Source organism: Streptomyces sp. NPDC002206, from assembly GCF_053593595.1.
This window is the reverse complement of record NZ_JBSFCW010000001.1, coordinates 1,008,692-1,032,892: the sequence shown is the minus strand read 5'-3', so window position 1 is coordinate 1,032,892 and position 24,201 is coordinate 1,008,692. Positions and strand designations below refer to the sequence as shown.

Here is a 24,201-nt window from a genome sequence, read left to right as displayed (position 1 = left end):
CCCAGGCCGCGAAAATGCCCCTGAGTCGCGCCGTCTGCGCAGCTCAGGGGCATGATCAAAAAAGCTACTTCTTCTTGCCCTGGTTCTTCACGGCCTCGATGGCGGCCGCCGCCGCGTCCGGGTCGAGGTATGTGCCGCCCGGCTTCAGGGGGCGGAAGTCGGCGTCCAGCTCGTAGGCGAGCGGGATGCCGGTCGGGATGTTCAGGCCCGTGATGTCGGCGTCGGAGATGCCGTCGAGGTGCTTGACCAGGCCGCGGAGGCTGTTGCCGTGGGCGGCGACCAGGACAGTGCGGCCGGCCAGCAGGTCCGGGACGATGCCGTCGTACCAGTACGGCAGCATGCGTTCGACGACGTCCTTGAGGCACTCGGTCCGCGGGCGCAACTCGCTCGGGATCGTGGCGTAGCGCGGGTCGTCGCTCTGCGAGAACTCGGTGCCGTCCTCGAGGGCCGGCGGCGGGGTGTCGTACGAGCGGCGCCAGAGCATGAACTGCTCCTGGCCGAACTCGGCGAGCGTCTGCGCCTTGTCCTTGCCCTGGAGGGCGCCGTAGTGGCGCTCGTTCAGTCGCCAGGAGCGGTGGACCGGGATCCAGTGGCGGTCCGCGGCCTCGAGCGCGAGCTGGGCGGTGCGGATGGCGCGCTTCTGGAGGGAGGTGTGCAGGACATCGGGGAGCAGACCGGCGTCCTTGAGCAGCTCACCGCCGCGGACTGCCTCCTTCTCGCCCTTCTCGGTGAGGTTGACGTCCACCCAACCGGTGAACAGGTTCTTCGCGTTCCATTCGCTCTCGCCGTGGCGGAGGAGGATCAGCTTGTACGGTGCGTCGGCCATGAGCCCGAGCGTAATCGAAGCCTCGGGGCCTTCGCTCCCTTGGTCAGAGGGCGGACAGCGCGAGGCGGCGGCGGGGGACGATTGACGGCCCGCGTCAATCGAGTGGCGGTCGGGAACCCCTGCTTCGTAATGTTCGGACTGCAGTCGGGACACTTACCGGCCGTATCCGTTCCGTACGTCCCTGGGGGAACCCGTATGTCTGTCGCCGGTCTCAGACGGGCCGCACACGAGACCGTTTCCGGTCTCCCCAGAGAGTTCTGGTGGCTGTGGACCAGCACCCTGGTCAACCGGCTCGGGGCGTTCGTCGCCACATTCATGGCGCTCTACCTGACCCTGGACCGCGGCTACTCCGCCTCGTACGCGGGTCTGGTCGCCGCGCTGCACGGACTGGGCGGGGTCGTCTCCTCGCTCGGTGCCGGGGTGATGACCGACCGGCTCGGGCGCCGGCCCACCATGCTGATCGCGCAGAGCTCGACCGCCGTGTCGGTGGCCGTGCTCGGCTTCATGGTCCATCCGGTCGCGATCGCCGCCGTCGCGTTCGTCGTCGGTATGGCCAGCAACGCGTCGCGGCCCGCTGTGCAGGCGATGATGGCCGACATCGTCCGCCCCGAGGACCGGGTGCGGGCGTTCTCCTTGAACTACTGGGCGGTCAACCTCGGCTTCGCGGTCTCCTCCGCCGGTGCCGGGTTCATCGCCGAGTACAGCTATCTCGCCGGGTTCATGGTCGAGGCCGCGATGACGCTGTTCTGTGCGGTCGTCGTCTTCCTGAAGGTGCCGGAGTCCCGGCCGCAGAAGGCGCCCGCGGCGGTCGGCGGCACGTTGCCGGGCGAGCCCGACGTCCGGCTCTCCACCGTGCTGCGCGACGGCCGGTTCATGAGCGTCGTCGGGCTGTCGTTCGTGGTGGCGCTGATCTTCCAGCAGGGGTACGTGGGGCTGCCGGTCGCGATGGGTACGGACGGGCTCTCCAGCTCCGACTTCGGCACCGCGATCGCCGTCAACGGTGTGATGATCGTGGCACTCCAGATCCCGGTCGGCCGCTACATCCAGCACCGCGACCCGCGCCGGCTGCTGATCGTGTCGTCGCTGCTGGCGGGGTACGGATTCGCGCTGACCGCGTTCGCCGGATCGGTCGCCGTGTACGCGCTGACGATCTGTGTCTGGACGATCGGCGAGATCATCAACGCACCGGTGCAGAGCAACCTGGTAGTCCGCCTCTCCCCGGGCCACGGCCGGGGCCGCTACCAGGGCATGTACACGATGTCGTGGTCGGCGGCCGCGCTGGTCGCCCCGCTGATGTCCGGTCTGGTGATCGACCACTACGGGGCGAAGTGGCTGTGGGGGATGTGCGGGGTGCTGGGGACCGTGGCGGCGCTCGGGTACTGGGTGCTCATGCGTGGGCTTCCGCCGGAGGAGAAGGTGACCGGGGTGGTGGCCGTGACGGCTGCGGAGGCCGAGCCGGGCGCGGCCTCGGGTGCGCCGCAGGGCGCGGTGGAGCCGGCGGTCTGACCGGCGGCGATGGAGGGCGGGTGCAGGTGCACTCGCCCCCATCGCGTTCGTCACGCCGTTGCCGCCGGCTCGCGTGGTGCGTCCCGCCTGTCGGGGGCCGGTGCGGCTTCGCCCCGGTTGCGGGCCCAGAGGTAGTACACCGGCGTCGTCACCGCCAGGCCGACGAGCCAGGACAGGTCCGCGCCGGAGCCCGTCACCGCGTGAACCCGCACACGGACCGGCGCCCCGCGCGGAGAGGGCTCCGCGCGGGGCGCCGTCTGCACGCATGCGTCCGGTCAGCCGCAGCTAGCCGCCGCACTGGCACGGGGCGCCCGACTGGCAGCCGCACCCGCAGCCCGAACCGCAGCCGCAGGCACCGAGCACCGTCAGATGGACCACTTCAGCGGGTGTCTCCTGCTGTGGGTCGGTCGTGGGGGAGTCAGCCATCGTTCCTCCTCTAGGACGTACATCCAGGCGTACGACAGGGCCGTACGACCGACGACCTCGTACGACCGGGGCGTACGACGTCGGCGTGCCGCCCCACCCCATTGCATGCCCAATCGGACCCGTACGTGAACGGCGCACCGACGGCGCACAAGCGCAGAAGCCGCCCGGTCCTCGCTACGCGCCCTCCACCGGGGTCGCCGTCTGCAGGTCATCGGCGTGCTCGCCCGTCACCAGGTAGACGACCCGCTTGGCGACCGACACCGCGTGGTCGGCGAAGCGCTCGTAGTAGCGGCCGAGCAGCGTGACGTCGACGGCCGTCTCGATGCCGTGCTTCCAGCGGTCGTCCATCAGGTGCTGGAACAGCGTGCGGTGCAGCAGGTCCATCTCGTCGTCGTCCTGCTCCAGCTGGAGCGCCAGGTCGACATCCTTCGTAATGATCACCTCGGCCGCCTTGGCCATCAGCCGCTGCGCCAGCTGCCCCATCTCCAGGATGGTGGCGTGCAGGTCCTGCGGCACCGCCGACTCCGGGAAGCGCAGCCGGGTCAGCTTGGCGACGTGCTGGGCGAGGTCGCCCGAGCGCTCCAGGTCGGCGCTCATCCGCAGCGAGGTGACCACGATCCGCAGGTCGGTCGCTACGGGCTGTTGGCGCGCGAGCAGGGCGATCGCCCGCGCCTCCAGGTCGTGCTGGAGGTCGTCGACCTTCTGGTCCGCGGCGATCACGCTCTCCGCGAGCTTGAGATCGGCGTCGAGCATGGACGTCGTCGCCCGCCCGATCGCCGACCCGACGAGCCGGGCCATTTCGACGAGGCCTTCGCCGATCGAGTCGAGTTCCTCGTGGTAAGCGTCGCGCATGGAAGTCCTCTCCAGTCCTCACTAAGGCCGGGGCCAGGTCTGAACCCCACGCTCTCACCCTGCGTGGCGTACGCGTCCGGATCCGGCCGACCAAGTGAACCAGCCCTTGCCCCTCGGTGAACTCTGGGCGACGAGTGTTCGAGTAGGCACCCGGACGGCTGGGAGAGCGGGGTCGCACCCGCTTAACCTTTAGGTATGGACGTGAACGCGGCGGTCGCCGCAGCTGCAGCGATCGCCGGGTTGTGTACCGGTGTGATCGCCATGCTGGCGTTCCGCTGGAGCGAGCGCGACCAGAAGAAACCGACGCGCACGTCTCTGCGGCCCGACAGCAACGGGGCACTGCCCCCCGGGGTCGACACGGTCCTCTCTGTGCTCTCCTCCTCCGCGGTCGTGCTCGACGAAAGCGACAGTGTCGTCAAAGCCAGCTCCGCCGCGTATGCGCTGGGCCTGGTCAGGGGCGGCCGGCTGGCCGTCGAACCGATGCTGCACATGGCCAGGGACACCCGCCGGGACGGTGAGATACGGCAGGTCGAACTGGACCTCCCGCGGCGCGGCACGGGCCGCGGCGAGGCCCTCGCGGTCTCCGCCCGGGTCGCCCCGCTGGGCTCCCGGCTGGTGCTCCTGCTGGTCGAGGACCTCACCGAGGCGCGCCGTATCGAAGCGGTACGGCGCGACTTCGTCGCCAACGTCAGTCATGAGCTCAAGACCCCGGTGGGTGCGCTCTCGCTGCTCTCCGAGGCCGTCATGGACGCCTCCGACGACCCGGAGGCGGTGGAGCGGTTCGCAGGCAGGATGCAGATCGAGGCGACCCGGCTGACCAACCTCGTACAGGAACTGATCGACCTCTCCCGGGTGCAGAACGACGACCCGCTGGAGGACGCCGAGCCGGTCCGGGTGGACGAACTGGTCGCCGAGGCCATCGACCGCTGCCGCCACCAGGCCGGAACGAAACAGATCACCATGGCCGCGGGCGGCACCGCGGAGCTCCGTATCTGGGGCAACCGCGGCCAGCTCGCCGCGGCACTCGGCAATCTCGTCGAGAACGCCGTCAACTACAGCCCCGCCCGCACCCGCGTCGGCATCGCCGCGAGGCGCCTGGCCGTACCGGGTGGGGACCAGATCGAGATCGCCGTGACCGACCAGGGCATAGGCATCTCGGAGAAGGACCGCGAGCGGGTCTTCGAACGCTTCTACCGCGTCGACCCGGCCCGCTCACGGGCCACCGGTGGCACCGGTCTCGGCCTCGCCATCGTCAAGCATGTGGCCGCCTCGCACGGCGGGGAGGTCACCGTGTGGAGCTCGGAGGGCCAGGGCTCCACCTTCACCCTGCGGCTGCCCGAAGCGGGTTCCGTACGGGACCGAGACCGTGCATCCGGCGGACCGCTCATCGTCAACGGTGGCGACGGCACCTACCGGACCGCCAACCCCGACACCCTTGAAACATTCCCTGCCCCGGAGGTCCTTCCGTGACCCGAGTGCTTGTCGTCGAGGATGAGGAATCCTTCAGCGACGCCCTGTCCTACATGCTTCGCAAGGAAGGCTTCGAGGTCGCCATCGCGGCCACCGGCCCGGACGGGCTCGACGAGTTCGAGCGCAACGGCGCCGACCTCGTCCTCCTCGACCTGATGCTGCCGGGCCTGCCCGGTACCGAGGTCTGCCGCCAGCTGCGCAGCAGGTCCAACGTCCCCGTGATCATGGTCACGGCCAAGGACAGCGAGATCGACAAGGTCGTCGGCCTGGAAATAGGAGCCGACGACTATGTGACCAAGCCGTTCTCCTCGCGGGAGCTCGTCGCCCGCATCCGCGCGGTGCTGCGCCGCCGCGGCGAGCCGGAGGAGGTCACGCCGGCCGCCCTGGAGGCGGGTCCGGTCCGGATGGACGTGGACCGTCACGTCGTCACGGTCTCCGGCGGCAAGGTCGACCTCCCGCTCAAGGAGTTCGACCTGCTGGAGATGCTGCTGCGCAACGCGGGCCGGGTGCTCACCCGGATGCAGCTGATCGACCGCGTCTGGGGTGCGGACTACGTGGGCGACACCAAGACCCTCGACGTCCACGTCAAGCGCCTGCGCGCCAAGATCGAGCCGGACCCGGGGGCGCCGCGCTTCCTGGTCACGGTGCGAGGCCTGGGGTACAAGTTCGAGCCGTAAACCGGCCCCCACGCACATATGACGCAGGCGCCTCCGTCCGGGAGGCGCCTGCGTCATGCATGTGTCACATCAGTCGGTCGACGTGTCCGTTCAGTTGCTCGACGTGTCCGTCGACACCGACGCGGAGGCCGCGTCGGTCGGGGTGGTCTCGTTCTCGCTGCCCGCGGCGCCCGCCTCCCCGGACGGGGTGCCCGACGACGCACCCGGGGTCCCGGACTCGGACGGCGAGGCGGACGGCGTCGCCGGCGCCTGCGGCAGCGAGCTCGGGCCGAAGCCCTTGAAGAAGCTGGCGGCCGGGACGACGAACGCGCCGAGCGGGACGTCGCCGGTCTCGCTGAACTTGAAGACGACCGCCTGCACGTTGCCGTTCTGCGCGGCCTCGCGGCCGTTCTCGATCACGGCGGACGCGTTGCCCTCACCGCCCAGGACGACCCTGCCGCCGGCCGGGACGACGACCGGTCCCGCGCCCTCGGCGGCGTGCAGCTGCACCGAGACGTCGGTGCCCGGCAGGGTGATGGCGTCGAGCGTCTGGCGCTTGGTGCCGTTGTTGAACACTGTCGCCGCGACGACGGCCGGACCCTCGGCGCCGTGCTCCGGCTGGGTGATGACGTTCGCGTTCTGGATCTTGATGTCACCGAGGGTGGTGGCAGCGTTGTCCGGCTTGATCTCGAGCGTTTGCGCGTCATTGCCGGCACCACACGCGGAAAGTGCACCGATCGAGATCACGATGGCGGCGGCGGCAAGGGCGCCGCGTCGAAGGCTGCGGCTCACGGCTGCGGCAACTCCTTGAACGTACGACTTCACGGACGGAGGGGCGAGCGGCGTAAAGCCGCCCTAAGGGTGTGTCAGCGGCCTTAGGTTACCGAGCCGCCGTCCCCGCCCCGCACCCGACCCGCCCCTACTGCCCCGGGCATCACCACCGGAGCCCTCACCGGGTCCCCGCGCAGGCCCCCGCCTCGCGATTTGCACGCCGTTCACATAACGGGCTTGATCAATTCTCCGGACCTTGGCGCATTCCTTGCGCATAATCTCCGCAGTGGCCGGGCGGTGATCAATTTCATTGACCATCGGCACTTAGGTCCGTACGGGTGATCGATCTCCGAACGGAGTACGGAAAGTCCGCCATCTGGAATCCGGCAAACCGGGACGTTCAACCACTTCGGAGCGGGTTCGAGGATACGTAACGCGCGCGTTTCGCCTCGCCCGTACAGCCGCTCCGACCTGCGAATACCGTCTCCCGGAAGCCTTCCGCAGCACGTTCGTGTTGCTGTTGTCAAGCCCCGAGATATGCCCTGACCTGCGAAAACGCCATTCAGGAGAAGCCGTTCTCGTGTTACTCTGGATAGCCACGGAAGGGGTACCTGTCACATGACGTTCAAGGTTGGCGACACCGTGGTCTATCCCCATCACGGGGCCGCGCTGATCGAGGCTATCGAAACTCGCCAGATCAAAGGCGTGGACAAGACCTACTTGGTGCTCAAGGTCGCCCAGGGCGACTTGACGGTTCGTGTGCCGGCGGACAATGCGGAGTTCGTGGGCGTGCGCGACGTAGTCGGGCAGGAGGGGCTGGACCGGGTCTTCGAGGTGCTGCGCGCACCGTACGCCGAAGAGCCGACGAACTGGTCCCGGCGCTACAAGGCAAATCTCGAGAAGCTCGCCTCCGGCGATGTCATCAAGGTCGCCGAAGTAGTGCGCGACCTGTGGCGTCGTGAGCGCGAGCGTGGACTCTCCGCAGGTGAGAAGCGCATGCTCGCCAAGGCTCGGCAGATCCTGGTGAGTGAGCTCGCTCTCGCGGAGAACACGAACGAAGACAAGGCCGAGGCTCTGCTCGACGAGGTCCTCGCGTCCTGACCCGGATCGCACCGGTCGTTAATAAATGTGCCGCGGTGCCCGCTGACCAGCCGTATTCACGGTGTGTCGTCGGGCGCTGCGGCATGTCCGGAATCGGTCCGGACCACCTCGTCGATACCTTTCGATATCTTGCTTGCGATCTTGCACAGCCGACCTCGAGCGGCCGATGCGGCTGCCCCGACCCCGACCGGGGATCACGGAAAGGGTCCCGGTCAAGTCAAGCGTCGCGCCCGGCTCGCTTGTGGCCATACCCATGTCGGCCGTGGAAACAAACATGCTGATGCTTCGGAGTGCAACCGATGTCTGATCAATCGCGTCCGTACCGCACCGCCGCGGTGATTCCCGCCGCCGGCCGCGGCGTACGGCTCGGCCCGGGCGCCCCCAAGGCGCTCCGCGCGCTGAGCGGGACGCCCATGCTCATCCATGCGGTACGGGCCATGGCGGCGTCCCGGTCCGTCTCCCTGGTGGTGGTGGTCGCACCTCCGGACGGCGCGCCCGAGGTCAAGAACCTGCTGGACGAACACGCCCTGCCCGAGCGCACCGACTACGTCGTCGTGCCGGGCGGAGAAACCCGCCAGGAATCGGTCGGGCTCGGCCTCGACGCGCTGCCCGAGGACATCTCCGTCGTCCTCGTCCACGACGCGGCCCGCCCGCTGGTGCCCGTCGACACCGTGGACGCGGTGATCGAGGCCGTACGGGGCGGGGCGCCCGCCGTCGTACCCGCACTGCCGCTCGCCGACACCGTCAAGGAGGTCGAGCCCGGCGCGCCCGGCGAGCCGGAACCGGTGCTCGGCACACCCGTACGGGCCAGGCTGCGCGCCGTACAGACCCCGCAGGGCTTCGACCGGGACACCCTGGTCCGCGCCCACGCGACGGTCGCCGTCGACGGCGAGGGCGCGACCGACGACGCGGGCATGGTCGAACAGCTCGGGGCGCCCGTCGTGGTCGTACCCGGGCACGAAGAGGCATTCAAGGTGACCCGGCCGCTGGATCTGGTGCTGGCCGAGGCGGTTCTCGCGCGCAGGAGGGCGAACGATGGGTTCTGAGCACGCACCGGTGATTCCGCAGGTCGGCATCGGCACGGACATCCACGCCTTCGAGGAGGGCCGCGAGCTGTGGTGCGCGGGCCTGCTCTGGGAGGGCGAGGGCCCCGGTCTCGCCGGCCACTCCGACGCCGACGTCGTCGCCCACGCCGCCTGCAACGCCCTCTTCTCCGCGGCCGGCCTCGGTGACCTGGGCCGGCACTTCGGCACGGGGCGCCCCGAGTGGTCGGGCGCGGCGGGCGTCACCCTGCTGGCCGAGGCGGCACGGATCGTCCGGGCCGAGGGGTTCGAGATCGGGAACGTCGCGGTCCAGGTCATCGGCGTACGGCCGAAGATCGGCAAGCGGCGCGACGAGGCGCAGAAGGTGCTGTCGGCGGCGGTCGGCGCCCCCGTCTCGCTGTCGGCCGCCACATCGGACGGCCTCGGCTTCACGGGCCGCGCGGAGGGGCTCGCGGGGCTCGCGACGGCCCTGATCTACCGGACAGGCTGACGGCGGCACCGGTCGGGCGCCGCCGCCGCTGCCCGATGGATGGCGGGCGGCGCCCCTCCGGGGTGTCTCCTCGGAACCGGCGCGGAGACCGGCAACGAAGACGAACCCGTCATGTGCGCCAGTACCTGTCGGAACAAGGGCAGCCACCTTCCGGGTGGGCGCTGCGGGAAGCCGGGGCGGCGTTGCCCGGTCGGGGTACGTGTAGGAGCACTGCACATACCCCCATCTCCTGGAGGACGTACGCCATGACCGCCGAACTCTCCGAAGAGCTCAGGTCGCTTCTCGACACCCCCGTCTTCGTGACCGTCGCCACCATCCAGCCCGACGGCAGCCCCCAGCTGTCCCCTGTCTGGGTGAAGAGGGACGGCAACGACGTCCTCTTCTCGACGACCCGCGGCCGCCGCAAGGAGGAGAACCTGAGCCGCGACCCGCGCGTCTCCGTCGTTGTCCAGCCGTTCGCCGCCCCGTACACCTACGCCGAGATCCGCGGCGTCGCCGCTCTCACCACCGAGGGCGGCGACGAACTCATCGACGAACTGTCCGTGAAGTACACCGGGAAGAAATACGCGGAATTCAACCCCGCCTCCGGCGACGACGACGAGCGTGTCGTCGTCCGGATCACCCCGCAGAAGATCGTCGGGCGTATCTGAGGACCCGTTCGGGGATCGTCCCTGTCACAAGTTGCCCTCGCGATCCCAATGGGTCGCGGGGCACTGGTGCGGGCCCACTACCCTTGAGGGGTGACTATTCGCCTGTACGACACCAGCGCCCGGCAGATCCGTGACTTCGTCCCGCTTGCAGCGGGCTGTGTCTCGATCTACCTCTGTGGCGCGACTGTCCAGGCCGCCCCGCACATCGGGCACATCCGGTCCGGTCTGAACTTCGACATCATGCGCCGCTGGTTCGAGTACCGCGGTTACGACGTCACGTTCATCCGGAACGTCACCGACATCGACGACAAGATCATCAACAAGTCGGCCGAGCAGGGCCGACCCTGGTGGTCGATCGGGTACGAGAACGAGCGCGCGTTCAACACCGGCTACGACGCCCTCGGCTGCCTCCCGCCCACCTACGAACCGCGCGCGACCGGCCACATCACCGAGATGATCGAGATGATGCGCGGCCTCATCGAGCGCGGTCACGCCTACGAGGCGGACGGCAACGTCTACTTCGACGTGCGGTCGTTCGCCGGCTATCTGGAGCTCTCCAACCAGGACCTGGACGATCTGCGTCAGCCGTCCGGCGAGGGCGAGACCGGCAAGCGCGACCAGCGCGACTTCGCGATGTGGAAGGTCGCCAAGGACGGCGAGCCGAGCTGGGAGACCCCGTGGGGCCGCGGCCGGCCCGGTTGGCACCTGGAGTGCTCCGCCATGGCGCACAAGTACCTCGGCACCGCCTTCGACATCCACGGCGGCGGCATCGACCTGATCTTCCCGCACCACGAGAACGAGATCGCCCAGGCCAAGGCCTACGGCGACGAGTTCGCGAAGTACTGGGTGCACAACGGCTGGGTCACCATGTCCGGCGAGAAGATGTCGAAGTCGCTCGGCAACTCCGTGCTGGTCAGCGAGATGGTCAAGGCATGGCGCCCCATCGTGCTGCGCTACTACCTCGGCACCCCGCACTACCGGTCGATGATCGAGTACAGCGAGGAGGCACTGCGCGAGGCCGAGTCCGCGTTCGCGCGGATCGAGGGCTTCGTGCAGCGCGTCATCGAGAAGGCGGGCGGCGAGGTCGCGGCCGCCCCCGAGGTGCCGCCCGCGTTCGCCGAGGCGATGGACGACGACCTGGGCGTCCCGCAGGCGCTCGCGATCATCCACACCACGGTCCGGCAGGGCAACTCCGCTCTCGCCGCCGACGACAAGGAAGCGGCCGTCGCAAGGCTCGCGGAGGTACGGGCCATGCTCGGCGTCCTCGGCCTCGACCCGCTCGACCCGCACTGGGCGGGCGAGGGTGACCGCGGCGAGGACCTGCACGGGGTCGTCGACACACTCGTACGACTCGTCCTGGACCAGCGTCAGTCGGCCCGTGACCGCAAGGACTGGCCAGCCGCCGACGCGATCCGCGACCAGCTCAACCAGTCGGGCCTCGTCATCGAGGACAGCCCGACCGGCCCACGATGGACGCTCGGCCCGCGCCAGTAGTCCTCACCGTGTGCCGCCCGGCGATCCGGGCGGCACACTTTCATTACGTACGCACGTCTGAAGCAACGAAACAGGTAGGTCATGGCCGGGAACAGCCAGCGCAGGAACCGCCGCACGTCCAACAAGAAGGGCATGCAGGTCGGCAGCGGTGGCCAGCGACGCCGTGGTCTCGAAGGCAAGGGACCGACGCCGCCCGCCTCCGCCCGCAAGGGACACAAGAAGAACCGGGTGGCGAACGCCCAGGCCCGGCAGGCCGCAGTCCGCCGACCCGCCCCACGGCGCGGTGGCGCCAAGGGCACGTCCGAGATGGTCGTGGGCCGCAACCCGGTCTACGAGGCGCTGCGCGACGGCGTCCCGGCGACCACTCTCTATGTCCAGCAGTACATCGACAACGACGAGCGGGTCCGCGAGGCGCTCCAGCTCGCCGGCCAGCGCGGCAACATCAACCTGATGGAGGCGCCGCGCCCCGAGCTCGACCGGATGACGAACGGCCTGAACCACCAGGGCCTCGTCCTCCAGGTCCCGCCGTACGAGTACGCGCACCCGGAGGACCTCACCGCCGCCGCGTACGACAATGGCGAGGACCCGCTGATCGTCGCGCTCGACGGGGTCACCGACCCGCGCAACCTGGGTGCGATCGTCCGCTCCGTCTCCGCGTTCGGCGGCCACGGCGTGGTCGTGCCGGAGCGCCGCGCGGCCGGGATGACGGCGGGCGCCTGGAAGTCCTCGGCGGGCACGGCGGCCCGTACGCCGGTCTCCCGGGTGACGAACCTGACCCGCGCCCTGGAGGGCTACCAGAAGGCCGGCATCACGGTCGTCGGCCTCGCCGCGGACGGCGAGCACACCGTGCAGGACCTGGAGGCCCTCGGCGGCCCCGTCGTCATCGTGATCGGCAGCGAGGGCAAGGGCCTGGGCCGCCTGGTCGGCGAGACCTGCGACTACCGGGTGCGGATCCCGATGCCGGGTGGCGCGGAGTCGCTGAACGCGGGTGTCGCGGCAGGCATCGTGCTGTACGAGACGGCACGCCGCCGCGCCTGACGCGCCGGGTGACCGGTCCGGGTCGACCGGACCGGTCAGCGGACCCTTCCGACGGTCGGCGTGGCACCGCCGGCAGGGTCGACCAGCAGCGACGAACCGGTGCACCGGGAGACCGCAGGCCGGGGAAGCCATCGGAGGCTCTTCGCGCCGAAGGGGCGGGAGGGCCAATTCCCGTACGCCCGCCGCAGTAACGCGAGTAAGCGCTCCAGGGAAATGCAGCCGGTCGGACGTCGGCCGACGGAGGGTGCACCCGCCACCACCTGTTGACGGGCCTCGGACACATCGGGTCCGTCAAGGCAGTGTCCTAAACACACATCACTCGGTTAGATGAGTGTGGACACCAGAACGCCTCGGTTCGACGAACTACCCGCCCTGAGTATGACCAAGGTGGACTGCGACCCTGCGCAGGTCATCGTCAACCACGCCAGCTTCCGGGTACAGCTCGCGCCCGGCCGGCACGCACGGCTGGGTGGTGCCGCTCCCGCGGGTTCGGTCAGGATCCCCGCCATGAGCGGCCCCGGTGCGGGGCGCGGCCGGCGCTCGCCCGTCGTGTGGAGCGGCAGGTCCGCCCCCGGCGACCCCGGCGCCACCGGACTCCTCCAGGCCGTACGGAACTCCACCGCCGGCCGCCCCGACGACTCGTACGGATCGTACGGTTCGTACACCTCGTACGGCTCCGAGTTCGACGACGGACGAGGTCCGGGCGCCACGCAGGTCATCCCGCGGCTGGACGAGACCCAGCCGAACCCCGTCATCACGGCACCCCACCAGCCCGGCCGCACCGGCAACGGCCCGCTGCTGCCGCCCATGCGGCAGGCGGTCGGCGCCTACGACGCCGTCGACCCCGGTCCGTACGAGCAGGAGCCGTACGAGGAAGAGCCGTACGAGGAAGAGCCGTACGGGGACGGAGAGTTCGGCGAGACCGTCGGGAGCAGGTCGCACCGCCACGGCACGGACACCGTCCGGCACGCGTACTACCCCGGCCGCCGGATGAACCTCGGGGTCGTACTCCTCCCCATGCGGGTCTTCCTCGGCTTCATCTCCGTCTACGCCGGCATGGGCAAGCTCTGCGACCCCGTGTACTTCGACGGCGGCGACCGCGGCTCCATGGTCAAGTGGCTGACGTCACTGCACCCTTGGGCGCTCGCCGAACCACTGCGGGACTTCGCGCTCTCCCACCCCGTCGGCGCCGGGCTCACCGTCGCCTTCCTCCAGGTCGTCGTCGGGGTCCTCACCGTCCTCGGCCTGTGGCAGCGGGTCGCCGCCTCCGTCGGCACCCTGCTCTCCGCCGCGCTGCTGGTCACCGTCAGCTGGCGCACCGTCGCCGTCTACGACGCACCGGACATCATCTACCTCGCCGCCTGGAGCCCGCTGATCATCGCGGGCGCCCCCGTCTACTCCGTCGACGGACGGCTGGCCGGCGAGGCATGGCGCAGGCTCGGCCCGCGCTCCACGATCTGGGACCTGCGCCGCCGCGTACTGCGCCGCGGCACACTCGTCGCCACCGTCGTCGTCGGGCTCACACTTCTGGTCGGCTCGATGCTCGGAGGCGCCGTCCGCTCCTCCGAGGTCGTCACCGTGCCCGGCCCCCACGACAACCCGACCAACCAGCTGCCCGGAACCCCGCTCCCGCAGGAGTCCACCGGCGGCCAGGCATCGCACACCCCCGCCGGACAGAAGCCCTCACCGTCGCTGTCCACCCCCGCCACCCCGTCCACGCAGGCGTCCACGCCCGGTACGGACACCGTCCGCGAGTCCGGCCAGGCCGCCGGCGCCGGACAGCCCAGCCAGACGCAGGGCACCGGCCGGCAGCCCCCGCAGCAGACGACCCCGCAGCCGCCCCCGGCCACCAGCTCCGGACCGACCTCGTCCGGCTCCACCGGCACGGGCGGCGGCTCCACCGGCGGCGGTTCGACCGACGGCGGCTCCTCGGGCTCGTCGGGCGGCTCGTCGGGCGGCGGCCGCAATCCGATCGGCGGCCTGCTCGGCTGAGGCCCGGCGTCCGACAGACACGGAGGAGGGGCGGTCACCGGAAACCCGGCGGCCGCCCCTCCTCGTACCCGTCGTCCTTCCATCCGCCTCAGCGGGCCTGCGGGCCGTCCAGCTCCCGCGCCGCCTCCGTGAGGTCCTTCGCCGTGTCGATGGCCCGCCAGTACGCCCCCAGCGGCAACGGATACCCGGCCAGCCGACGCTCACGGGCCAGCCGCGGGAACGTCGTCCGCTCATGGTCGCCCCGGTCCGGCAGCAGCGTCGTGAACGTCGGCGAGAAGACGTACACACCCGCGTTGATCAGATACGGCGACGGCGGCGACTCGATGAAGTCGGTGATGTGCCCGAAAGCATCCGTCTCCACGGCACCCCAGGGGATCCGCGGACGGGCCAGGGCCAGCGTGGCGGTCGCATCGCGCTCCGCGTGGAACGCCGCCATCTCACGCAGCGAAAAACGGGTCCAGATGTCGCCGTTCGTGGCGTACCAGGGCTCCGAAGGATCCGGCAGCCGGGCGGCGGCGTACTTGAGGCCGCCGCCACGGCCGAGCGGCTCCGACTCCACCACAGTGGTCACCCGGAGCGGCAATACGGCCTCGGCCAGCCACTCCTGGAGCACATCGGCAAAATGACCGCACGACACGACGGCATCGGTCACGCCCTCGGCGGCCAGCCAGGAAAGCTGATGGCCGATGATCGGGGTCCCGGTGCCCGGGATCTCGACCATCGGCTTGGGGCGGTCATCGGTGTACGGGCGCAGCCGCGTCCCCTGGCCACCCGCCAGGATCACGGCCTGCGTCGGATACGTATGCATGCCAGGCACGATATGCCGTGCCCGTCCCGCACCGGTCAGCTGAACTGCGCGACACCCGAGGCGAACGACGTGTCACAGACGGGACGGGAGAACCGCTGCGCCCGCGCGGGACCGTACTGCTCGACCGCGGCCCGGCCCAGCGCCCTGGCGATCGACATGCAGTGCCGGGCGAGCGACGGGCGTCCCTCGACGGCCCGCTGAAGGTCCGTCAGCGCGGTACCCGGGTCCTTCTGCCGGAGTTCCACGAGCAGCCGGTCGCGCAGCACATCCTGCGGGGCGCGCGCCGCGGCAGCCTTCTTCGGTACCGTCTCCGCCGACGCGGTGAGTACCTGCGACTCGGAGTTGTGCGCTGCCCACGGCACACGGGTGACCGCGAGGGTCCCGGAGAGGACCATGACGACGGGCAGGACGAGAGCGAGAGTTCGGCCGATGCGGCGCGCGGTGTGGGTCACGCAGCGAGCGTAGCGGGCAGTGATGATTTGGCGACATTTCGTCACCCTCGCGGGGGATGGTTCGAGGGTGCTTTTCGAATCCCGTGTTGACGACCATCGGTGAAATGACCGAAGTATCGGGGTATTTGGCGGTGCCCCCGAGGTCTCCTCGCCCAAACCCCAGCGTGCGCCTGGATACGTGAACGGCCCCGCACCACAAGGGGTGCGGGGCCGTCGTACGGCGTTGTGTGCGACGTCAGCCGGCGAGACGCTCGCCCGTCGAGGTGGAGAAGACGTGCAGCTCGTCCGGGCGCGGCACGACGTGCAGCTTGGTGCCCTTCTCCGGCACGGCGCGACCGCCGACGCGGACGACGAGGTCCTTGTCCGCACCGCCGACGTGCGCGGAGCCGTAGACGAAGCCGTCGGCGCCGAGCTCCTCGACGACGTTGACCGAAACGGCCAGGCCGGCCGGGGCGTCGGCGCTGTCCTTGGAGAGCGACTTGGCGGCGGCGCCACCATGCTCGACGATGTCGAAGTGCTCCGGGCGGATGCCGACCGTGACCGTGGTGTCACCCTTGTCCGCGGCGGCGGTGAGCGCCTCGCGGGAGACCGGGACGACGCTGTTGCCGAACTTCACGCCGCCGTCGGTGATCGGCACCTCGACCAGGTTCATGGCCGGGGAGCCGATGAAGCCGGCGACGAAGAGGTTGGCCGGGCGGTCGTACATGTTGCGCGGCGAGTCGACCTGCTGCAGCAGACCGTCCTTGAGGACCGCGACGCGGTCACCCATGGTCAGGGCCTCGACCTGGTCGTGCGTGACGTACACGGTCGTGATGCCGAGGCGGCGCTGGAGCGACGCGATCTGCGTACGGGTGGAGACACGGAGCTTGGCGTCGAGGTTCGACAGCGGCTCGTCCATGAGGAAGACCTGCGGCTCACGCACGATGGCGCGGCCCATCGCGACACGCTGACGCTGACCACCGGAGAGCGCCTTCGGCTTGCGGTCCAGGTACTCGGTGAGGTCCAGCATCTTGGCGGCCTCTTCGACCTTCGCCCGGATCTCGGTCTTGTTGATACCGGCGATCTTCAGCGCGAAGCCCATGTTGTCCGCGACGGACATGTGCGGGTAGAGCGCGTAGTTCTGGAACACCATGGCGATGTCCCGGTCCTTCGGCGGCAGGTGCGTGACGTCGCGGTCACCGATGCGGATCGCGCCGCCGTTGACGTCCTCGAGACCCGCGAGCATGCGCAGGGAGGTCGACTTGCCACAACCGGAAGGACCGACGAGGACGAGGAACTCACCGTCCGCGATGTCGATCTCCAGCTGGTCCACGGCGGGCTTGGTGGAGCCGGGGTAGACGCGGGACGCCTTGTCGAACGTGACACTGGCCATGCTGATCTTCTCCTCCACCGGCAGGAACGTGCCGGACGATCCGAGTAAGGGAGTGGTCTGGTCCATTTGAATGAACCCTTAGCGACGCTACCTGGCCATCAAGAATCTGTCAGTAGTTCGAGGGGGACGGATATCTCGCATCGGGGCGGGGCAGGTCGGGCAGAGCAACACACTTTTGACCTTGCGCGTGCAGGCAGGCCCCGGATTTTTGGCCTGCTGTGAAAGCAGCACTTCCTGCTTCATCGCCCGCTGCCGACCCGACGCAACCCTGGGGGTCGCACCCGGCCGGTCTTACATGGACTCCACAGGCATGTCGGCCGACGGCCCGTCGGTCCGTAACACTCGTATTGCGACCGCTCAGGCCGCCAGGAGTACCTCGGGAAGCTCCGATGCCTTGATCACCGGCGGGGGCACCCTGCCGGGCGGCAGCACCGAGGCCACCAGCCAGTACAGCCGCATACCCTCCTCGCGGAGGTTCTGCGCCGCGTTCACATCCCGGTCGTGCGCCGCGCCGCACTCCGTGCACGTCCACTCACGAACCGACACGTCCAGTGACGGCCCCTTTGCCTGACAGCACGAGCACCGACGCGTCGACGGGAAGAAACGGTCCACGATCACCAGGGTCCGTCCGTACCACGCGCACTTGTACCGCAGCTGCCGCAGCAACTCACCCCACGCCGCATCGCTGATCGACGCGTTCAGCCGGGCCTTCCGTCGCCGGCCCTTCCCGACTGCCGTACGCATCAGATTCGCAATGGCCAGGTCTTCCACCACGAGCACTTGGTCCTCGCGCACGAGGCGGGTGGTCAGCTGGTCCAGCATGTCCCTGCGGACATCGCCGATGAGCGCATACAGGCGAGCGATACGAATCCGGGCCTTCCCCCGGTTCTTCGACCCCTTCTTCTTGCGGTGCAGCCCGCGCTGCAACCGCGCCAACTCCTTCTCGTACTTCCGCAGCAGACGCGGATGATCCACCTTCGTGCCGTCGTCCAGTGTCACAAGCGCCGCAAGCCCCAGGTCGATCCCCACCGTCTTCGGCTCCCGCCCGCCCGGCACGAAAACCGAAGGCAACGGTTCGATCCGCTCCTCGACCAGCACGGAGAGGAAGAACCGACCCGCACGGTCACGCGTCACCGACAGCTTTACCGGCACCACACCCACCGGAAGCGGCCGCGACCACCGCACATCCAACGGCTCCGACTGCTTCGCCAGCGTCACCGCCCCAGTGCCCGGTCGCCCCGGATTCTCCACCCACCGGAAACCCGTCCGCACGTACGTGGCAGCATCCCGCGAGTGATGCTTCTTCTTCCGCTTCGGGTACCGCGCCGACTGCTTGAAGAATCGCGAGAACGCCGCATCAAGATGCCGCAACGACTGCTGCAGCACCGTCGACGACACCTCCTGCAACCACGACGTCTCCGCCGCCTGTCGCCACCCGGTCAGCGCCCGGCACGACTCCGCGAATCCCACCGAGACCTTGTGTCGCTCCCACGCATTCGCGCGGAGAGCGAGGCCCTCGTTGTAGACCCACCGGCAGGCGCCGAAGGTCTTTTCCAGCTGCTCGGCCTGCGCCGGGCTCGGGTAGACGCGGTACCGGTAGACCCGCTGCTGGGTGCCCGGCTCCTTGGTACGGCTCTTCAGCCGGGTCGATGCCCGGTCGTGATGCTTCCGGCGGTCGGGGATGCCGAGTGCGTCGCGCTTGACGCGCTTGGCCTCTGCGCCCGTGACCCGTATGGGCTGGTCCGCCGAACTCACCACGTCCGCTCCCCCGATCCAGCCGTCCGATAGTCGGAACAGCTCGTCAGTCCTCTTAACGCACGGATGGTCGAGTGGTCACGGGTGCGGAAGAACTTCGTGGATCAGGAGGCGGGCTGCTGTGTAGAGTGAGGGAACTTGCGCGCGCGGCTTTGGCGTGCGCGATGCCGCCTTAGCTCAGTTGGCAGAGCGGGTGCCTTGTAAGCTCCAGGTCGTCGGTTCGATTCCGACAGGCGGCTCAGCGGAATCCCAGCTCAGAACACCTCTGAGCTGGGATTCTTCGTTTCCGCGGATGCGTCGGCGCCGCGCCCGTGCCGCCCTGCTGTCGGGGGTCTCGGTTCTGGTCTCAGTCGTCGGTTCGGGGGCGGGCATGAATGCGTCTCCCATGCGGCGCATCGCGTCCTTCGAGAGCGTGGATCTCCCCTTCACGTAGCGATTGGTCTGGGTGATCTGGGTGATCTGGGTGTGCCGGAGGATCTCCATGATCGTTGGCATGTCCACCCCGAGTTCGTTGAGGATCGTGCCCGCCGTGTGGCGGCTTCCGTCATAGAGACGTCGGTCACTGGGACCGGCTTCGTCCAGCAGATCGCTGGAGCTGCCAGTGGGGATGGAACAGTTCCGCCTCCAGGTCCACGTACTTCCGTCGGAGGCCCAGCGCCTCACCCTGCCGGAACCCCATACGACGTTCTCCACGACCATCCGGCGACAGTGCGCGATCTTCAGGGCACGGGGACAGGATGCGGTGCACTTTGAGCACGTGGGAGGGAGTGTGGCCCTCGCGAAGCATGTCGGCGTACATGCGCTCCAGGTGCTCGGGACCGAGCTTGTCGAGGCGGTGACGTCCGACGCCAGGAACGATGTCGTTGCGGGTCTTCGACCAGTAGTCGTCCAGCGAGCGGGGCTTGAGCTTGGGGCCGGCGATCGTGGTGAGGTACGTCGTCATCCACTGCTCGACGGTCGGCTTACGTCCAGCCACGGGAGCGCGGCCGTCGTCTCGGGGCTTCTCCAACTGCTGCACCTTGCGGCGGACTTCGGCGTCGGTCCTGGACCGGCGGTGCCGGCGGTCCGGGCTGCCGTCGTTCTTCACGCCCATCGTCACGCGACCGTGCCACCACCCTCAAACCGGGCAGGACACCAGCCAAACCCGCTCCGCCAACCTAGGTTTTCGGACTTACGACCAGTCTTGGTGAACGTTTCGACATGAGTCTCAATGGTGTACTCCGCTTGGGTGGTAGCCCCCGCGTGGGTGGGAACACGGCATAGCCGAGTGAGGTGACGCGGAGAGCGGGGCGGAGAGGGGCCGGTTAGCCTGAGCTGACCAGGGGCCCAGTAACGTCAGGGGTTACACGTGGCAAGGCTGGGAGCGTGGAAGTGGGTGGGGAAGCGGGGCCGCCTGCTGCCGGCCATCCTGCTTCTCATTGCCGTATTGATTGACCTCAGCACGCCTCGCACCGTCAGCGCTGCGGCCCTCTATGCGGCTGCGATCTTGTCGGCCGCTCCACTGCTGTCTCTGCGGGGCACCGTTCTCACTGGAGTGTTTGCGCTCCTCATCGACTGGATGATGTTCCGGTATTTCGGCTATCGCCGGAGTGCGATCGCGATCAGCGAGCTGATCATGGTTGCGACAGTGACCATGATCGCGGGCTTGCTCAATCGCTTCTTGTACCACCGGAAATTGCAGCTGGAGTCCGTACGTGACATTGCCGCGGCTGTTCAGCGTGCTGTCCTGCCACACCCTCCGGACAGAATCGGTCCGCTGCGCTTGGCCGCACGTTACGAGGCTGCTCAGGCGGATGCACAGATCGGCGGGGACCTCTACGTAGTGGTGGACACTCCGTTCGGCGTGCGCTGCGTGATCGGCGATGTGCGTGGCAAGGGGATGGGGGCAGTCAGGGCGGTCGCGGTCAGCATCGGGACTTTTCGGGAGGCAGCCCTGCACGAGCCCACCCTGACCAGTCTCGTGGAACGTCTGGAGCAGGCCGTCGTCCTCGAGGCTCAGCAGTCAGGGACCCTGACCGAGCTCGAAGGGTTCATCACAGGCGTATTGGCCGAGTTCCCCCGGCGGGCAAACGAAGTTCGGTTGGTCAACCGCGGCCACCCGGCGCCCCTGCTGATCCTGGGAGACACGGTGCAGTATGTCGAGCCCGGTAGGCAAAGCTTGCCCCTGGGTTTGGGGGCCCTCGACGCCGCCCCTGTGTGCGTCGACACGGTGACGTTCCCCGAGGGGGCCACTCTGCTGCTCTACACCGATGGGCTCATCGAGGCCCGGGACGAGACGGGTACCTTTTACGACCCCATCGGCAAGTGCACGGGGCATCGCTATGCCGGCCCGGATGCTCTTCTTGACGCTCTGATTGCCGACCACTGCCGACACACCGGTGGCCGGAGAACTGATGACATGGCGCTGCTGGCCATCACCCATGCACCCAACAACTCATGACCGATGAGCGTCCGCTGGTAGCGCTCCGACCTTCGATCGGCCCGATGGCCGCTGCTCGGGGGCGCCGGTGGGCAGCCGGCGGACGAGCGGGCAGCGGGCGTGCGGAACGGTGGGCAGGCAGGTGCGCTGCGAGCCGACCTGTACGGCAGCCGCGGGGGTGTACCGGCGAACGCTCATCGGCCGACTGGCCGGGATGCTGCCGTTCACGCCCGGGACCGGCGTCGAGCGCCCTGTCCTGAAGTGCTTGATCACTGCGGCTCGGCTTCACGTGATCAGCGAGGCCCCCGCGACGGCGACCTGCGTCTTCGTCGCGGGGGCCTTCGCGCCCTGCAGCGACCGGTCCGGGCCCCGAAGGACGCGGCGCCGGTCCGAGCCCTTACCAGGTGGCCCGCGCGTTACAGATCCTGCTCGCGGACTGCGCCGGCGCCTGCCCCACCTGCCACCGCGACGCGCCGACCCCGATACCGGCCTGACCGAGCACTGCTAGTAGCGGTCGAGGATCAGCCCGGTCTTGAGGATGTCGCCGTGGTACAGCCAGCCGTGGGACTCCGCGACGTTGATGGCGTCGGTGTGCAGCTTCGCCGCGTTGTCGTAGTTGTCCGTCTTGAAGGACAGTTCGACGACGTACTCGGTGCCCGAACCGCTCGCCCCCACGACCGGGAGAACCTCGATGCCGGCGTCGTCGGACGCCTCCCATGCGCCTTCCCAGACCTGCGAAGTCACCGGACCGTGGGGCCGGGAGGCCTGGAGGGTGGCCTTGCCCCAGTTGTCGGCGTTCCAGTCCTGGAGCTTGCCCGGGATTTCGTTCACCAGCCAGCTCAGACCGGTGCTGCTGCTCGGCATGGCCGTGCCGGAGTAGCCGGCGGCGCTGTGGGACTTCTCGTTGCTGAAGCTGAGGGTCTGCTTGGCGTAGCCCCAGTCGACCTCGGCGTCGTAGTTGGTGTCGCTGCTGTCGAATCCGGCGGCGTTGGCTGTCGTGAGCGCGGCGTCGATGTCGCCGTTGGTGACGGTGAACCGCTTCTTGTAGCTCTCCTCGAACGAGGAGCCGCTCTTGTGCCGGAGCCGGACGCTCCAGCCCTGGGCGTCCAGGGCCTGGGTGCTGGTGTCGTAGTAGGTGTACGAACGGGCCTTGGCGGAGCCCGTGATCCCGAAGGCGGACTTCACGGCCGCGAGCGGGGTGTGCGACGCGTCCAGTGCGGCGGTGGTGAGGTTGATCTTCACTTCGTAGGTCGGAACCGCGTTGGACGCGGCCTGTGCGGGCGTCGTGCCGACGAAGAGGGACGCGGACGCGGCCAGGGCGATCGCCGCGGTGGCGGACGGGCGGATCCTGGCGGTGCGGGAGGTGATCGTCATGGGGGGACGATCCCGGCCGATGATGATCACCGGCTGACCGGCGAACGCGTTCCGCATGAACGCCTGACGCCAAGTGGAGCAAAATGTAGGTCACTTGTGAAACCTGGCAGTTGTGACGCCGGGACGGTCCCGGCCCGCACACGGTCCCGGCCCGCACACGGTCCCGGCCCGCACACGGTCCCGGCCCGCACACGGGCCGGGACCGCTCGTGGCCGCCGTCGGCGGCCGGGGAATCAGCGCAGCCGCGCGTCCAGACGGATCTGGACCAGTGTGGTCTCCACACCGCTGTCGACGAGGCGGCCGTCGGGACCGAATGCCCCGGCACCGTCGGTCATGCCGAAGTCGTTGTCGTTGATGACCGCGATCGTCCGCGGGTCGACGACGGCGACGCCCTCGATCTTCTTCGGCGCGCCGGGCACCGTGTTGAGGTCGACGACGAGCTTCTTCGACAGCACAGGCACCCCCGCGGCCGCCGGGTTCGGCAGCGCCTCCAGCGACGGGGTGGTGGCGGTCGAGTCCCAGGCGGTGCCCAGGATGTTGTTCTCGCGCCGCAGCACCACCCGGTGGAGACGGGCGGCCCGGTCCGTGCGCTCCTGCACCAGCAGGGTGTCCGGGCCGATCGCGACCACCGAGGAGACCTTCAGTTCGGTCGGGTCGTCCTCGCCCGGATCCACCGTGCCGACCGCGTCGAAGGCGTAGGCGTACTCGGCCGTGACCGTGCCCCGGCGGGGCGAGAAGCGCAGCAGACGCGTGGTCCCCGACGCCTCGCCGACCTGCTTGGAGGGGTTGAGCAGCGGGCTCTGCAGGGCGATGACCAGGTCCCCGCCCGGGAGTTGGGCGAGGCCCTCGAAGCCCCGGTTGCCCTTGCGGGTGAGGAACACCGACGGAAGACCCTCGACCACCGGGTAGTCGGCGCCCTTCAGGGCCAGGCCCTTGGGGACGTACCGGGTGAGCACCCGGCCGGTCGCCGAGACGTGGACGAGCGACGGGCCGTACTCGTCGACCAGCCAGAACGTGCCGTCGTGAGATTGCACGATGCCTTCGGTGTCCAGCCCATCGGGGTTGAACCCCAGCGGGGTGGAGGCGTCGTAGGTGTACGGGATCTCGTCACGGCCGCTCTGGTTGGACAGGCCGGTCACGGGTGCGCCGCTGCGCGTTCTGATCGGGAGCGCCTTGAGGACCTCGAGCCTGGAGCCCTCGACCTTGACCTTGACGATCGCGGGGTCGAAGCCGGGGACCGGGAAGGTCCGCCGGTTGACACCGTCGATCTTGATCTGGCCGTTGGGGCCGCGGTCGGTGACGGTCCAGAACTCTCCGGGCCGCCCGGCCGGGAAGAGGTCGCTGCCGATGCCGCCCAGGTCGACGCCGCGGTCGTCGGCCACCGAGTGGTGCAGCAGGGCGTTGGAGAAGGTGGCGAGCGGGATGTCCGGAAGGGTGGACGTGCGGATGACCTTGCCGGAGACACCCCGCTCGGGCCCCGACTGGGTGGTGGCGTCAGCCGCGGCCGGCAGCAGCAGGGAAACGGCGAGTGCCGGGACTGCCGCGACGGCGATCCGGCGGCGGGCCGGTCGAGTCATGTGTGGGTACCTCCACAACGGGAAACAGTGAAGGGCCAGGCTGAACACCGGTGATGAACATCCGTCAGCGGAGCGGTGAAGCGAGGGCGTCGCGCCCCCGTCGACAAGGATCGCGGGGAAAGCGGACCG

The 24,201-nt window shown here is 69.2% G+C and carries 21 protein-coding genes, 1 tRNA gene and 1 pseudogene; 12 read left to right on the top strand and 11 right to left on the bottom strand.

Features of this window, described 5'->3' with window-relative positions; all coding sequences use genetic code 11:
* Positions 1 to 64: 64 nt before the first annotated feature.
* The gene (locus ACWCP8_RS04850; protein WP_451114112.1) at positions 65 to 826 is read right to left on the bottom strand and encodes a phosphoglyceromutase; all 762 of its coding nucleotides are present in this window, start codon (positions 824 to 826) and stop codon (positions 65 to 67) included.
* A gap of 195 nt (positions 827 to 1,021) precedes the next feature.
* Between ACWCP8_RS04850 and ACWCP8_RS04845 the strand changes: the two genes are divergently transcribed.
* Positions 1,022 to 2,332: an MDR family MFS transporter gene (locus ACWCP8_RS04845; RefSeq protein WP_451114111.1), complete on the top strand. Its 1,311-nt coding sequence runs from the start codon at positions 1,022 to 1,024 to the stop codon at positions 2,330 to 2,332.
* Positions 2,333 to 2,382: 50 nt separating this feature from the next.
* Here the strand turns inward: ACWCP8_RS04845 and ACWCP8_RS04840 are convergent, their stop codons facing one another.
* Both ACWCP8_RS04840 and phoU read right to left on the bottom strand, forming a co-directional pair.
* On the bottom strand, positions 2,383 to 2,595 hold the full coding sequence (locus ACWCP8_RS04840) for a hypothetical protein (protein WP_451114110.1): 213 nt from the start codon (positions 2,593 to 2,595) through the stop codon (positions 2,383 to 2,385).
* 337 nt (positions 2,596 to 2,932) lie between these two features.
* Positions 2,933 to 3,610: a phosphate signaling complex protein PhoU gene (gene phoU / locus ACWCP8_RS04835; protein WP_352266807.1), complete on the bottom strand. Its 678-nt coding sequence runs from the start codon at positions 3,608 to 3,610 to the stop codon at positions 2,933 to 2,935.
* Between the two features lie 195 nt (positions 3,611 to 3,805).
* Between phoU and ACWCP8_RS04830 the strand changes: the two genes are divergently transcribed.
* Positions 3,806 to 5,080, top strand: coding sequence for a sensor histidine kinase (locus ACWCP8_RS04830; RefSeq protein WP_352266808.1), 1,275 nt, complete (start codon positions 3,806 to 3,808; stop codon positions 5,078 to 5,080).
* Positions 5,077 to 5,757, top strand: a complete 681-nt coding sequence (locus ACWCP8_RS04825; RefSeq protein ID WP_030977814.1) for a response regulator transcription factor — start codon at positions 5,077 to 5,079, stop codon at positions 5,755 to 5,757. The genes ACWCP8_RS04830 and ACWCP8_RS04825 overlap by 4 nt, the downstream gene beginning before the upstream one ends.
* Positions 5,758 to 5,847: 90 nt before the next feature.
* Here ACWCP8_RS04825 and ACWCP8_RS04820 read toward each other — a convergent pair whose 3' ends face one another.
* Positions 5,848 to 6,528 carry a DUF461 domain-containing protein gene (locus tag ACWCP8_RS04820; RefSeq protein WP_451114109.1) on the bottom strand — a complete coding sequence of 227 codons (681 nt, stop codon included), beginning with the start codon at positions 6,526 to 6,528 and terminating at the stop codon, positions 5,848 to 5,850.
* Between the two features lie 597 nt (positions 6,529 to 7,125).
* Between ACWCP8_RS04820 and ACWCP8_RS04815 the strand changes: the two genes are divergently transcribed.
* From ACWCP8_RS04815 to ACWCP8_RS04785, 7 genes are all read left to right on the top strand, one after another.
* Positions 7,126 to 7,608, top strand: a complete 483-nt coding sequence (locus ACWCP8_RS04815) for a CarD family transcriptional regulator (protein ID WP_006380568.1) — start codon at positions 7,126 to 7,128, stop codon at positions 7,606 to 7,608.
* Between the two features lie 299 nt (positions 7,609 to 7,907).
* On the top strand, positions 7,908 to 8,654 hold the full coding sequence (gene ispD / locus ACWCP8_RS04810; protein ID WP_352266810.1) for a 2-C-methyl-D-erythritol 4-phosphate cytidylyltransferase: 747 nt from the start codon (positions 7,908 to 7,910) through the stop codon (positions 8,652 to 8,654).
* Entirely contained in the window at positions 8,644 to 9,141 is a 498-nt protein-coding gene (gene ispF / locus ACWCP8_RS04805) for a 2-C-methyl-D-erythritol 2,4-cyclodiphosphate synthase (protein ID WP_355994519.1), read from the top strand. The genes ispD and ispF overlap by 11 nt, the downstream gene beginning before the upstream one ends.
* A 245-nt stretch (positions 9,142 to 9,386) precedes the next feature.
* Positions 9,387 to 9,791 carry a PPOX class F420-dependent oxidoreductase gene (locus tag ACWCP8_RS04800; protein WP_326605031.1) on the top strand — a complete coding sequence of 135 codons (405 nt, stop codon included), beginning with the start codon at positions 9,387 to 9,389 and terminating at the stop codon, positions 9,789 to 9,791.
* A 90-nt stretch (positions 9,792 to 9,881) separates the two neighbouring features.
* Entirely contained in the window at positions 9,882 to 11,285 is a 1,404-nt protein-coding gene (gene cysS, locus ACWCP8_RS04795; protein ID WP_352266812.1) for a cysteine--tRNA ligase, read from the top strand.
* Positions 11,286 to 11,366: 81 nt separating this feature from the next.
* A complete protein-coding gene (gene rlmB / locus ACWCP8_RS04790; RefSeq protein ID WP_030929505.1) occupies positions 11,367 to 12,323 on the top strand; it encodes a 23S rRNA (guanosine(2251)-2'-O)-methyltransferase RlmB in 957 nt (318 codons plus the stop codon).
* Between the two features lie 378 nt (positions 12,324 to 12,701).
* The gene (locus ACWCP8_RS04785; protein ID WP_352266814.1) at positions 12,702 to 14,315 is read left to right on the top strand and encodes a DoxX family membrane protein; all 1,614 of its coding nucleotides are present in this window, start codon (positions 12,702 to 12,704) and stop codon (positions 14,313 to 14,315) included.
* Positions 14,316 to 14,403: 88 nt separating this feature from the next.
* On the opposite strand, the gene ACWCP8_RS04780 is transcribed toward ACWCP8_RS04785, so the two are convergent.
* The 4 genes from ACWCP8_RS04780 to ACWCP8_RS04765 all read right to left on the bottom strand — a co-directional run bounded on the left by ACWCP8_RS04780 (position 14,404) and on the right by ACWCP8_RS04765 (position 18,705).
* Complete coding sequence (locus ACWCP8_RS04780; protein WP_352266815.1) at positions 14,404 to 15,123, bottom strand: nucleotidyltransferase family protein; 720 nt, start codon at positions 15,121 to 15,123, stop codon at positions 14,404 to 14,406.
* A 35-nt stretch (positions 15,124 to 15,158) separates the two neighbouring features.
* Positions 15,159 to 15,575 carry a hypothetical protein gene (locus ACWCP8_RS04775; protein ID WP_355994528.1) on the bottom strand — a complete coding sequence of 139 codons (417 nt, stop codon included), beginning with the start codon at positions 15,573 to 15,575 and terminating at the stop codon, positions 15,159 to 15,161.
* Positions 15,576 to 15,810: 235 nt separating this feature from the next.
* Complete coding sequence (locus ACWCP8_RS04770) at positions 15,811 to 16,947, bottom strand: ABC transporter ATP-binding protein (protein ID WP_352266838.1); 1,137 nt, start codon at positions 16,945 to 16,947, stop codon at positions 15,811 to 15,813.
* A 357-nt stretch (positions 16,948 to 17,304) separates the two neighbouring features.
* Positions 17,305 to 18,705 (bottom strand): RNA-guided endonuclease InsQ/TnpB family protein, encoded by a 1,401-nt coding sequence (locus ACWCP8_RS04765; RefSeq protein WP_451114108.1) that lies wholly within the window; start codon positions 18,703 to 18,705, stop codon positions 17,305 to 17,307.
* 163 nt (positions 18,706 to 18,868) lie between these two features.
* Between ACWCP8_RS04765 and ACWCP8_RS04760 the strand changes: the two genes are divergently transcribed.
* Positions 18,869 to 18,941: transfer RNA gene (locus ACWCP8_RS04760), tRNA-Thr, on the top strand.
* 49 nt (positions 18,942 to 18,990) lie between these two features.
* Here the strand turns inward: ACWCP8_RS04760 and ACWCP8_RS04755 are convergent.
* Positions 18,991 to 19,795: pseudogene (locus ACWCP8_RS04755) on the bottom strand (hypothetical protein); the annotation flags it as partial.
* A gap of 255 nt (positions 19,796 to 20,050) precedes the next feature.
* Here ACWCP8_RS04755 and ACWCP8_RS04750 point away from each other — a divergent pair.
* Positions 20,051 to 21,142 carry a PP2C family protein-serine/threonine phosphatase gene (locus tag ACWCP8_RS04750; protein WP_451114107.1) on the top strand — a complete coding sequence of 364 codons (1,092 nt, stop codon included), beginning with the start codon at positions 20,051 to 20,053 and terminating at the stop codon, positions 21,140 to 21,142.
* 483 nt (positions 21,143 to 21,625) lie between these two features.
* Here the strand turns inward: ACWCP8_RS04750 and ACWCP8_RS04745 are convergent, their stop codons facing one another.
* Entirely contained in the window at positions 21,626 to 22,495 is an 870-nt protein-coding gene (locus ACWCP8_RS04745) for a hypothetical protein (protein WP_451114106.1), read from the bottom strand.
* A gap of 233 nt (positions 22,496 to 22,728) precedes the next feature.
* A complete protein-coding gene (locus ACWCP8_RS04740; RefSeq protein ID WP_451114105.1) occupies positions 22,729 to 24,072 on the bottom strand; it encodes an esterase-like activity of phytase family protein in 1,344 nt (447 codons plus the stop codon).
* Between the last annotated feature and the right edge of the window lie 129 nt (positions 24,073 to 24,201).